Below are 11,123 nucleotides of genomic sequence, written 5' to 3'. Positions count from 1 at the left end.
CCAACGCCGGCGCGGACGCCGTGCTGGTCGGCGAGTCGCTGGTCACCGGCCGCGACCCGCGGGGGGCCGTCGCCGACCTGGTCGCCGCGGGCGCCCACCCGGCGCTCCGGCACGGACGGGGCTGACCGCACCCTTGTCCGCCGACCGTTCCGCCTCCCGTGTCCGGCCGGGCCTGCGCCCCGCCGGGGCCACCGGCCGGGACCCGCACGCGCCGCTGGCGCGCGGCTGCCGCCCCCGCGGCTGCCGCGCCCCCGCGCGCCGTGTGCACGGCCGGCGGGTGCGGTACGTGATCGGCGACGAGCCCGGCCAGGTCAACGGCATGCGATGGCGCACGGGGTCCGCGCAGTAAGCGAGCCCCGGCCGTCGCACCCACCGCCGCACCCGGCGGAACCGCACGACCGCACCGCCCGGCCAGGCCGCGGCGGCGCTCCGCTCACGGCGCAATACGGTGAACCCACCCATTGCCATGTCGAGGAGCACGTCGAGATGTCGTCCGACTTCTTCATTCCGGACCCGGAGGGTCTGATCCCCAGCGCCGAGGGGTACTTCGGTGCGTACGGCGGAAAGTTCATCCCGGAGGCGCTCGTCGCCGCCGTGGACGAGGTCGCCGTCGAGTACGACAAGGCGAAGGCCGACCCGGCCTTCGCCGCCGAGCTCAACGAGCTCATGGTCAACTACACCGGCCGCCCCAGCGCCCTGACCGAGGTGCCGCGCTTCGCCGAGCACGCCGGCGGCGCCCGGATCTTCCTCAAGCGCGAGGACCTCAACCACACCGGTTCGCACAAGATCAACAACGTGCTGGGCCAGGCGCTGCTCACCAGGCGGATGGGCAAGACCCGGGTCATCGCCGAGACCGGGGCCGGCCAGCACGGCGTCGCCACCGCGACCGCCTGCGCCCTCTTCGGCCTCGAATGCACCATCTACATGGGCGAGATCGACACCCAGCGGCAGGCGCTGAACGTGGCGCGGATGCGGATGCTCGGCGCCGAGGTCATCGCCGTGAAGTCCGGCTCCCGCACCCTCAAGGACGCCATCAACGAGGCGTTCCGCGACTGGGTCGCCAACGTGGACCGCACGCACTACCTCTTCGGTACGGTCGCGGGCCCGCACCCCTTCCCCGCCATGGTCCGCGACTTCCACCGCGTCATCGGCGTGGAGGCCAGGCGGCAGATCCTGGAGCGGGCCGGCCGGCTGCCGGACGCCGCGGTCGCCTGCGTCGGCGGCGGCTCCAACGCCATCGGCCTCTTCCACGCCTTCATCCCGGACGCGGGCGTCCGCCTCATCGGCTGCGAGCCCGCCGGACACGGGGTGGAGACCGGCGAGCACGCGGCGACCCTGACCGCGGGCGAGCCCGGCATCCTGCACGGCTCGCGCAGCTACGTCCTCCAGGACGAGGAGGGCCAGATCACCGAGCCCTACTCCATCTCGGCCGGTCTGGACTACCCGGGCATCGGCCCGGAGCACGCGTACCTGAAGGACATCGGCCGCGGCGAGTACCGCGCGGTCACCGACGACGCGGCCATGCAGTCGCTGCGGCTGCTCTCGCGCACCGAGGGGATCATCCCGGCCATCGAGAGCGCACACGCGCTGGCCGGCGCGCTGGAGGTCGGCAAGGAGCTCGGCAAGGACGGCCTGATCCTGGTCAACCTGTCCGGCCGCGGCGACAAGGACATGGACACGGCGGCTCGGTACTTCGGGCTGTACGACGCCGACGCGACCGTCGAGGCGGACGCGGCCGGCAGCAGCGCCGAGATCGAGGGGGACGTCAAGTGAGCGGCAACATCGAGCTGTTGAACACCACCCTCGCCGCCGCCCGGGCCGAGGACCGGGCAGCGCTGATCGCCTACCTGCCGGCCGGCTTCCCGACCGTCGACGGCGGTATCGCGGCCATCAAGGCGGTGGCCGCCGGCGGCGCCGACATCGTCGAGGTGGGCCTGCCGCACAGCGACCCGGTGCTCGACGGCCCGGTCATCCAGACCGCCGACGACATCGCGCTGCGGGGCGGCGTGAAGATCGCCGACGTGATGCGCACGGTCCGCGAGGCGCACGAGGCGACCGGCATCCCGATCCTGGTCATGACGTACTGGAACCCGATCGACCGGTACGGCGTCGAGCGCTTCACCGCCGAACTCGCCGAGGCGGGCGGCGCCGGGTGCATCCTGCCCGACCTGCCCGTCCAGGAGTCCGCCCTGTGGCGCGAGCACGCCGGCAAGCACGGTCTCGCGACCGTCTTCGTCGTCGCGCCCAGCAGCAAGGACGAGCGCCTGGCCACCATCACGGCGGCCGGATCCGGCTTCGTCTACGCCGCTTCGCTGATGGGGGTCACCGGCACCCGCGTCTCGGTCGGCGAACAGGCCCAGGAGCTGGTGAGGCGCACCCGCGCCACCACCGACATCCCGGTCTGCGTCGGCCTCGGCGTCTCGAACGCCGACCAGGCCGCGGAGGTCGCAGGCTTCGCCGACGGCGTCATCGTCGGCTCCGCCTTCGTCAAGCGGATGCTGGACGCTCCCGACGAGGAGGCCGGCCTGGCGGCCGTCCGCTCACTGGCGGCCGATCTGGCCGAAGGTGTTCGAAAGCGCTGACACCGGGCGTAACCCGAATGGGTGGACCTGGGACCGGGGAGGCACGAGAGTGCCTCCCCGGTTCGTTGCTGCGGTGTGAGCGAGAAGAACCAAGAGGGAAAAAGGGCCGCGCGAGACCGGCTGAACCAGCAGCGTGAGCAGATGAAGGCGCGAGAGCGCCGCCGCCGCACGCTGATCGTCTCCACCGCCGTGGTGGGTGTCCTTGCGCTGGCCGCCGTCGTCGGCGTGATCGCCGCGAACAGCGGCGGCAAGGGCAGCAAGAACAAGGCATCGGGTCCCGCCGTCGCGCCGTCGGGCGCGACCGGCAAGGACAGCCTGGCCATCCAGGTGGGAGCGGACGACGCCCCGTCCACGCTCACGATCTGGGAGGACTTCCGCTGCCCGGTCTGCGCCCAGTTCGAGAACGCGTTCAGGGACACGATCCACCAGTTGGAGCAGAGCGGGCAGCTCAAGGTCGAGTACCACCTCGCCACGCTGATCGACGGCAATCTCGGCGGCAGCGGCTCCCTCAAGGCCGCCAACGCGGCGGCCTGCGCCCAGGACGCGGGCAAGTTCTCCGCGTACCACGACGTCCTGTACCGCAATCAGCCGCAGGAGGCCGACGACGCCTTCGGCGACAACAGCAAGCTGATCGACCTGTCCAAGAAGGTCGACGGGCTCGACACCCCCGCCTTCCGCAGCTGTGTCGAGGACGGCACGCACGACAGCTGGGTCCAGAAATCCAACACCGCCTTCCAGAACGGCGGCTTCCAGGGCACGCCGACGGCGCTGCTCAACGGTGAGTCGATCTTCCCCAAGAAGGGGAACGAACCCATCACCGTGGCCAACCTGAAGAAGTGGGTCGCCGAGGCCAACAAGGGCAAGCGGACGGGCACGGTCACACCCGCCCCTTCGGGCTCCTGAAGGGCGGACACCTGGGGAATCGATGACCGGCTCGTTACCCAGACGTTGTCGGGCGGGTTGCCGTACCTCCCGCCCGACAAGGTAGCGTCGACCCTGCCATGGACCTTGCCTACATTCCCAGCCCGTCGACCGGCGTGATCGATCTCGGCCCGATCCCGCTTCGCGGCTACGCGTTCTGCATCATCATCGGTGTCTTTGTCGCCGTCTGGCTCGGCAACAAGCGCTGGGTCGCCCGAGGGGGCAGAGCCGGCACTGTTGCCGACATCGCCGTCTGGGCCGTGCCCTTCGGCCTTGTCGGCGGGAGGCTCTACCACGTCATCACCGACTACCAGCTGTACTTCAGCGACGGTGAGGACTGGGTCGACGCCTTCAAGATCTGGCAGGGCGGCCTCGGGATCTGGGGTGCGATCGCGCTCGGCGCGGTCGGTGCCTGGATCGGCTGCCGCCGCCGCGGGATCCCGCTGCCCGCCTGGGCCGACGCGCTCGCCCCCGGCATCGCCGTGGCCCAGGCCTGCGGCCGCTGGGGCAACTGGTTCAACCAGGAGCTGTACGGCCGGGCGACCGACCTCCCCTGGGCGCTGAAGATCAGCGAGGGCCCCAACCGGGTGGCGGGCACGTACCACCCGACGTTCCTGTACGAGTCGCTGTGGTGCATCGGTGTGGCGCTCCTCGTGATCTGGGCGGACCGCCGGTTCAAGCTCGGGCACGGGCGGGCGTTCGCGCTGTACGTCGCGTCCTACTGCGCCGGCCGCGCGTGGATCGAGTACATGCGCGTCGACGAGGCCCACCACATCCTGGGCCTGCGCCTGAACGTATGGACCGCGCTGATCGTGTTCGTGCTCGCGGTGATCTACATCGTGATCTCGGCGAAGGTGCGGCCGGGGCGCGAGGAGGTCGTCGAGCCGGAAGCGGTGGACGCGGTGGACGCGGTGGACGCCGGAGGCGTCGAGGACGCGGAGGCCGGTGACGCGAAGTCCGAGGACGCGAAGTCCGAGGACACGAAGTCCGGCGACGCGAAGTCCGGCGACGCGAAGTCCGGCGACGGGAAGGCCGAGGACGCGGAAGCCGGTGACGCGGAGCCCGGGGACGATTCCGGTGACGCCGCCGTTGAGGCCGATGCGTCGGCGTCGAAGACGAGCGGTGCGGCGGAGACGGCCAAGGGCTGACGCCGGCACACACATCGACGAGCGAGGGGCCGCCGGACCATTCGGCGGCCCCTCGCTCGTCCATGTGCGCCACGGCCACCGTCGCGGGGGTGTCCTCAATCGCCGGACGGGCTGGATTCTCCGCCGGCCGCACCTGATCCGCGCGCCCGCCGGGGCGCGGTCCGGTCAGCGCCGGCCGGGCACCGCCGTCCGCCCGGCCAGGGCAAGCGTGCGGTGGGCCGAGGCCACCACCGCCGCGTCCACGAAGCGGCCGTCCGGCAGGGCCAGCGCACCCGCCTCCGTCCGGGCCGCCTCGACGATCTCCTGAGCCGCCTCGATCTCCCGCGGCGTCGGCCGGAACGCCCGCTCGATCACCGGCAGCTGCCGGGGGTGGATCGCCGCACGGCCGAGAAACCCCAGCGCCCGCCCATGGGCGCAGGACGCCCACAGGCCGTCCAGGTCCCGGACGTCCGGGAACACCGACTGGGTGGGCGGGGCCAGCCCGGCCGCCCGCGCCGCGACCACCGCCCGGCTGCGTGACCAGTCGAGCCCCGTATCGTCCCGTACCCCCAGATCGGCCCGGAGATCCGCCTCGCCCAGGGCGATGGACCGCACCTGGGGGTGGGCGGCGGCCACCGAGTACGCGTGCTCGATGCCGAGCGCCGACTCCAGCAGCGGACAGAGCGCGACCCCGGGGGCCAGGGCCGCGATGTGATGGACGGAGGCCGCGTGCGTGATCTTCGGCAGCCGCAGTTCGCCGAGGCCCGGCAGCCCGGCCAGGGCCAGGACATCGGCCTCGGTGTGGACCCGGACGTGGACCGGCACCGTGCCGGCGGGTTCGGAGAGGAGCTCCACGGCGGCCGCCCGTGCGTACTCCTTGCGGTCCGGGGCGACCGCGTCCTCCAGATCCACGATCACCACGTCCGCCCCCGAGTCACGCGCCTTGCGCACCACGTCCGGCCGGTCCCCGGGGACGTACAGCCAGGTGAGGGGGATCGCCGGGGTCACAGGACCCGCTCCGCCCGCAGCGCCGAGATCTCCGGGCCGGTCAGGCCCAGCCCGGTGAGGATCTCCTCGGTGTCCGCCCCGTGCGGCCGGCCCGCCCAGCGGATCGCCCCCGGGGTGCCGGAGAGCCGGAACAGGACGTTCTGCATCCGCAGCGGGCCCAGCTCGGGGTCGTCGACCTCGGTGATGGAGTCCAGCGCCCGGTACTGCGGGTCCTCCATCACGTCGCGGATGTCATGGATGGGCGCGATGGCCGCCTCCGCCTTCTCGAACGCGGAGATCGCGTCGTCCCGGGTGTGCCGGGCGATCCAGTTGCCGACCGCCTCGTCGAGCTCCTCGCAGTGGTCGGCGCGTGTGGTGCCGGAGCCGAACCACGGCTCGTCGATCAGCTCCGCCCGTCCCACCAGGCGCATCACCCGCTCGGCGATGGACTGCGCGGAGGTGGAGACGGCCACCCACTGCCCGTCCGAGGTGCGGTAGGTGTTGCGCGGGGCGTTGTTGCGCGAGCGGTTGCCGGTGCGCGGCTGGACGTAGCCGAGCTGGTCGTACCAGAGCGGCTGCGGGCCGAGCACGGTCAGGATCGGTTCGATGATCGCCAGGTCGACGACCTGCCCCTCACCGGTGCGTTCCCGCCCGGCGAGCGCGGTCATCACCGCGAACGCCGTGGCGATCGCCGCGATCGAGTCGGCCAGACCGAACGGCGGCAGCGTCGGCGGCCCGTCCGGCTCCCCGGTGATCGCCGCGAATCCGCTCATCGCCTCCGCGAGCGTGCCGAAGCCGGGCCGGTGGGCGTACGGGCCGAACTGGCCGAAGCCGGTGACCCGGGCCAGTACCAGCCGGGGGTTGACGGCGTGCAGTTCCTCCCAGCCCAGCCCCCACCGCTCCAGCGTGCCCGGCCGGAAGTTCTCGATGATCACATCGGTGTCGGCGGCGAGCCGCAGCAGGATGTCGCGGCCGCCGGGCCCGGACAGATCGAGGGTCATGGTGCGCTTGTTGCGGCCGAGCAGTTTCCACCACAGCCCGATGCCGTCCTTCGTGGGGCCGTGGCCCCGGGACGGATCGGGCCGGCCGGGATGCTCGACCTTGATCACCTCGGCGCCGTAGTCGCCGAGCATGGTGGCGCACAGGGGGCCCGCGAAGAGCGTGGCGAGATCGATGACCCGGAGCCCGGTCAGCGGCGCTGCCGCCGGCCCGGTCACGCGGCGTCGATTTCGCTGCGGTACGGCATGGAGGTGGAGGCGCCGTGCTTCTGTACGCAGAGCGCGGCGGCCGAGGAGGCCCAGGCGATGGCCTGCGGCACCGGCCGGCCCTCGCCGATCGCCACCGCGAGCGCGCCGGCGAAGGTGTCCCCGGCGCCGGTGGTGTCGACGGCGGTGACGTCGGGGGCGGGGAAGTGGACGGCCGTGCTGCCCCGGGCCGCGTACAGGCACCCCTTCGCGCCGAGCGTGATGACGACCGCGGGCACCTGGCCGAGCAGCACCTCCGCCGCCGCGTGCGGTTCAAAGTGCCCGGACAGCTCGGCCGCCTCGTGCTCATTGGGGATCAGCAGGTCGACGCAGTCCAGGAGTTCGTCGGGCAGCTGCTGCACGGGGGACGGGGTGAGGAGAATCCGTACCCCCTGGGCATGACCGGCCCGCGCCCCCTCGATCACGGCGGACAGCGGCAGCTCCAGCTGGAGCAGCAGCAGATCGGCACCGGCGATGGCGGCGATCTCGCCCGGACCGAGCGCGGTGACGGCGCCGTTCGCGCCGGGGATGACCACGATCGCGTTGGAGCCCTTGGCGTCCACCACGATGTGCGCCGTACCGCTGGGCCCCTCGGCGGTGTGCAGCAGATCGGTGTCGACGCCCGAGTGCTCCAGGTTCTCCCGCAGCCGGACACCGTACTCGTCGTTGCCGACCGCACCGATCATCATCACGTCACCGCCCGCACGGGCGGCGGCGACGGCCTGGTTGGCCCCCTTGCCGCCGGGCACGGTGCGGAACTCGCGTCCGGTGACGGTCTGTCCGCGCTCCGGAGCCCGGTCGACGTAGGCCACAAGATCCATATTGGTGCTGCCGAGCACCGCGATACCGGTCATGGGCGGAGTGCCTCCTGATGGGTGAGCCGGTGGGTCAGGTCGGCGAGGGTGTCGAAGCCGACCGAGTCGAAACCGGGGACGGACGTGGCGAGACGGTTCTTCAGCGGGGTGGTCCACCGGTCGGGCAGCGCCTCGGGCCGCCCGGCCAGCAGCCCGGCGAGCGAACCGGCGGTCGCCCCGTTGGAGTCGGTGTCCCAGCCGCCGGACACCGCACGGCAGATCGATCCGGTGAAATCACCGTCGGCGTGCGTGAGCGCGGCGGCGAGCAGCGCCGCGTTGGGCAGCACATGCACCCAGTGGTACCGGCCGTACGTGTCGTGGAGCCGGTCCACGACGCTGTCGAAGCCGGACGCGCCGCGGGCCGCCGCGACACCGTCCCGGACCGCCTGTGCGAACCGCGAACGCGCTGGTACGACCCGGAGCCCGGCGGCCAGGCAGCCGTGCACACCGGCCTCGCCGCCGGCCGCCTCGGCGAGCGCCGCCGCGGTGAACATCGCGCCGTACACCCCGTTCCCGCTGTGCGTGAGGACCGCGTCCCGGTGGGCCTGTTCCGCTGCCGCGCCCGGGTCGCCGGGATGCGTCCAGCCGTGCACATCGGCGCGGATCTGCGCCCCGATCCACTCCCGGAACGGATTGCGGTGCAGAGCGGTGTCCGGCGGCTCGACGCCGTCGAGCAGATTGCGGTACGCGACCCGCTCGGCGGTGAACGTCCGGCCCGCCGGAAGCTCGTCCAGCCAGAGGCGGGCGAGGTCGGCGGTGGTGAACGACCGGCCGTAACGCTGGAGCAACACCACGGTCAGCAGCGGGTAGTTGAGATCGTCGTCCTCCGGCATCCCGTCGATGTTCTCGGCGAGCGAGGTGGTCGCGGAGCGCCGGTTCCAGGGATACGTGGCCGACAGGGCCGGGGGCAGCCCCTTGGCGGTGAACCAGGTGGAGAGCGGCCAGTTCCCGGTGGCGCGGGCCAGTGCGCGGATGCCCTCCAGCGGCAGCTTCTCCACCGGCTTGCCCAGCAGACAGCCGGCGGCGCGCCCCAGCCAGGCCGCGTGCAGCCGGTCGCGGCCCACAGCGGCCGGGCCCGTGCGGGGGCGCGGCCAGTGCGGGCAGGCGGCCCGGATCGCGTCCAGGCCGGTCGGCTCGTCGTCGGCCAACGGCGATTCCAGCAGGGCGAGTTCGTCCAGCAGGCGCTCGGCGACCGCGCGCAGTTCCGGCGGCGCGGGGGGCTCGGAGGCGCCCGCGCGGTCCGGGGCGGGCGACCCGCCGGCCTCGTACCACCGGCGCTCGATGTCCCGGGCGTCGCGCCCGTCCTCGGCGGCCTGCCGCAGCTCGTGCCCGACCAGGTCCTCCGGCTGCACCCAGGTGGCCCGAACCCTCGTGTTCACGGCGTGTCCGTCAGCGCGGCGAAGGCGCTCTCGTGGGCGCGGCGGCGGGCCGTGTCGTGTGCGAACACCTCGCGGGCGACCTCCGCCAGGGTCCGGGCCGGGGCGTGCAGGTCGAGGCGGCTGGCCCCGGCGACCGTGCTCACCCAGTCGGCGGGGATCGCTCCTTCGCCGTGCAGCGCGCCCGCGATGGCGCCGCTCATGGTGGCGATCGAGTCGCAGTCCCGCCCGTAGTTGACCGAGCCCAGGACCGTGCGCCGGTAGTCCCCGTCCCCGACGAGCAGCATGCCGAGTGCGACGGGGAGTTCCTCGACGGCATGCAGCCGGGAGGGGCGCCGGGCGCCGAGCGAGGGGGCGCGGTAGTCGGGGCCCACGGTGTCGAAGGGGGCGACGGCCTCGCGCAGCGGGGCCAGGGCGGACTCGAAGTCCCGGTAACCGGCTGCCGTTTCGCACACCGCCTCGATGGCGGCCTGGGTGCCGTCCTTGGCGAGCGACAGACAGGCCGCGACGACCGAGGCGGGCGTCGCCCCCGGCGCGCAGGCCGCGGCGACGGCGGCCGCGAAGACTCCGGCCGCCTCCCTCCCGTACGACGACTGGTGGGCGCCCGCGACGTCCAGCGCCTCGGCGTAGGCGGCCTGCGGATGGGCCGCGTTCACCAGGCCGACCGGCGCCATGTACATCGCCGCCCCGCAGTTGACGATGTTGCCCGAGCCCGCCTCGCGCGGGTCCACATGGCCGTAGTGCAGCCGGGCGACGATCCATTTCTCCGCGAGGAAGATCCGCTGGAGCGGCAGCGCCTCGGCCTCCAGTTCCGGAATCCAGCGGGGGCTGGAGATCAGCTCCGGTACGAGGTGGTCGGCGACGGAGTACGCGTCGAGATGGCCGCGCACCTTCCCGTACACCCGGACCAGCGCATGGGTCATCAAGGTGTCGTCGGTGACGTGCCCGTCGCCCTTGTGGTACGGGGCGATGGGGCGGGCGGTGCGCCAGTCGTCGCCGTCCCAGGGGCCGACGACGCCGGTGATCCGTCCGCCGTGGCGGGCCACGATCTGCTCGGGGGGCCGGCCCTCGACCGGACCGCCGAGCGCGTCGCCGACGGCGGCGCCGACGAGCGCGCCCGCGATCCGTTCATCGAGTGTGAGCGCCGTGGGCGTCGTGGGCGGTGCGGACCTCGTGGGCGCCGGGGGCGCTGTGGATGTCATGTCCGAATTGTCCACCCCAAGGTGCCGGTTCCGTGTCTGCCAGCAGCCCGGCGAGTTCCATCAGGTCCGTGCCCGCGAAACGGGGCAGCGCGCACCCCGCCAGAGTGCGGCAGGCCTCACGCCAGCCGTCGGGCACGGATCTGATGGAGCCGAGCGCACCCGTCAGCGCACCGGCCAGGGCCGGCGCCGAATCGGCGACCCGGGACAGGCAGGCCGCGGACGGTACGGCCTGAGCGATCTCGCCGCGGGCCGCGGTGGCCAGGGCGAGGGCGACCGGGACGGTCTCGGCCGCGGCGATCCCGTAGCTGTAGACGTGGTCGACGATCTGATGCTCCAGCACCGGTACGAGGGCGAAGGCGCCGGCCTTCTCACCGGCGAAGTCGCGGGCGATCCGGACCGCGTGGGCGGCGTTGCGGGCGATCTCGGTGCCCTCGGGGAGCTGCGCCAGCGCGGCGTTCACCGCCGTGTCCACGTCCGCCCCGCCGAGCGCCTCGGCGATCGCGGCGGCCATCGCCCGCGCCCCGTGCACCCCGTCGCCGTCCTGGGTGTAGCGCGCGTCGAACTCGGCGAGGTCGGCCGCCGCCGCGGGGTCGCCGGGGTGGACGACGGCCAGTACGGCGGCCCGCACACACGCCGCGTCGTCGAAGTAGTGCGGGTTGTCGTGGCCGGTGGCGGGCGGGCGCAGCCCGGCGGCCAGATTGCCGAGCCCGGCCCGGACCGAGATCCGGGCCCGCAGCGGCAGGACCGCCGACTCGACCTCGGGTGCCCGGGCGGCGGCCGCGGCGACCTCGGCGGCCAGCGCGTTCCAGGCGACGTCCACCGCGGCCCGC

Annotated in this window: 11 protein-coding genes and 1 pseudogene; 6 read left to right on the top strand and 6 right to left on the bottom strand. The window is 73.3% G+C overall.

Translation table 11 applies throughout. The annotated features are described in order from the left end of the window. From J1C73_RS15425 to lgt, 6 genes and pseudogenes are all read left to right on the top strand, one after another. Positions 1-125, top strand: a pseudogene (locus J1C73_RS15425) (indole-3-glycerol-phosphate synthase TrpC); the annotation flags it as partial. A gap of 47 nt (positions 126-172) precedes the next feature. Continuing rightward, positions 173-349, top strand: coding sequence for a tryptophan biosynthesis modulator TrpM (gene trpM / locus J1C73_RS34905; protein ID WP_241200166.1), 177 nt, complete (start codon positions 173-175; stop codon positions 347-349). A gap of 137 nt (positions 350-486) precedes the next feature. Continuing rightward, entirely contained in the window at positions 487-1,773 is a 1,287-nt protein-coding gene (trpB, locus tag J1C73_RS15420; protein WP_124283823.1) for a tryptophan synthase subunit beta, read from the top strand. Further along, a complete protein-coding gene (trpA, locus tag J1C73_RS15415) occupies positions 1,770-2,582 on the top strand; it encodes a tryptophan synthase subunit alpha (protein ID WP_123469886.1) in 813 nt (270 codons plus the stop codon). Before trpB ends, trpA begins: the two co-directional genes overlap by 4 nt. A 75-nt stretch (positions 2,583-2,657) precedes the next feature. Then, positions 2,658-3,485 (top strand): thioredoxin domain-containing protein, encoded by an 828-nt coding sequence (locus J1C73_RS15410; RefSeq protein ID WP_123469466.1) that lies wholly within the window; start codon positions 2,658-2,660, stop codon positions 3,483-3,485. A 98-nt stretch (positions 3,486-3,583) separates the two neighbouring features. After that, positions 3,584-4,651 carry a prolipoprotein diacylglyceryl transferase gene (lgt, locus tag J1C73_RS15405; protein WP_207316874.1) on the top strand — a complete coding sequence of 356 codons (1,068 nt, stop codon included), beginning with the start codon at positions 3,584-3,586 and terminating at the stop codon, positions 4,649-4,651. A 165-nt stretch (positions 4,652-4,816) separates the two neighbouring features. On the opposite strand, the gene J1C73_RS15400 is transcribed toward lgt, so the two are convergent. The 6 genes from J1C73_RS15400 to J1C73_RS15375 all read right to left on the bottom strand — a co-directional run. Next, complete coding sequence (locus J1C73_RS15400) at positions 4,817-5,638, bottom strand: HpcH/HpaI aldolase/citrate lyase family protein (RefSeq protein ID WP_207316873.1); 822 nt, start codon at positions 5,636-5,638, stop codon at positions 4,817-4,819. Continuing rightward, the gene (locus J1C73_RS15395) at positions 5,635-6,834 is read right to left on the bottom strand and encodes a CaiB/BaiF CoA transferase family protein (RefSeq protein WP_207316872.1); all 1,200 of its coding nucleotides are present in this window, start codon (positions 6,832-6,834) and stop codon (positions 5,635-5,637) included. The genes J1C73_RS15400 and J1C73_RS15395 overlap by 4 nt, the downstream gene beginning before the upstream one ends. Then, positions 6,831-7,715 carry a ribokinase gene (gene rbsK, locus J1C73_RS15390; protein WP_207316871.1) on the bottom strand — a complete coding sequence of 295 codons (885 nt, stop codon included), beginning with the start codon at positions 7,713-7,715 and terminating at the stop codon, positions 6,831-6,833. Before rbsK ends, J1C73_RS15395 begins: the two co-directional genes overlap by 4 nt. Further along, positions 7,712-9,094 (bottom strand): ADP-ribosylglycohydrolase family protein, encoded by a 1,383-nt coding sequence (locus J1C73_RS15385; RefSeq protein ID WP_207316870.1) that lies wholly within the window; start codon positions 9,092-9,094, stop codon positions 7,712-7,714. The genes rbsK and J1C73_RS15385 overlap by 4 nt, the downstream gene beginning before the upstream one ends. Next, entirely contained in the window at positions 9,091-10,293 is a 1,203-nt protein-coding gene (locus tag J1C73_RS15380; protein ID WP_207316869.1) for an ADP-ribosylglycohydrolase family protein, read from the bottom strand. The genes J1C73_RS15385 and J1C73_RS15380 overlap by 4 nt, the downstream gene beginning before the upstream one ends. After that, the coding region (locus tag J1C73_RS15375) for an ADP-ribosylglycohydrolase family protein (protein WP_207316868.1) at positions 10,220-11,123 on the bottom strand (904 nt) is incomplete at its 5' end. The genes J1C73_RS15375 and J1C73_RS15380, both read right to left, overlap by 74 nt.

The sequence above is a fragment of the Streptomyces laculatispora genome, from assembly GCF_017353455.1.
Taxonomy (GTDB): domain Bacteria; phylum Actinomycetota; class Actinomycetes; order Streptomycetales; family Streptomycetaceae; genus Streptomyces; species Streptomyces laculatispora.
Note: the sequence above shows the minus strand (reverse complement) of the source record. Positions and strands in the feature narration are given on the sequence as shown.

Bases quoted from the DNA above. Each gene is read 5' to 3' on its own strand.
- trpB (WP_124283823.1), top strand. From the start codon at position 487: ATGTCGTCCGACTTCTTCATTCCGGACCCGGAGGGTCTGATCCCCAGC.
- lgt (WP_207316874.1), top strand. From the start codon at position 3,584: ATGGACCTTGCCTACATTCCCAGCCCGTCGACCGGCGTGATCGATCTC.
- rbsK (WP_207316871.1), bottom strand. From the start codon at position 7,715: ATGACCGGTATCGCGGTGCTCGGCAGCACCAATATGGATCTTGTGGCC.
- J1C73_RS15380 (WP_207316869.1), bottom strand. From the start codon at position 10,293: ATGACATCCACAGCGCCCCCGGCGCCCACGAGGTCCGCACCGCCCACG.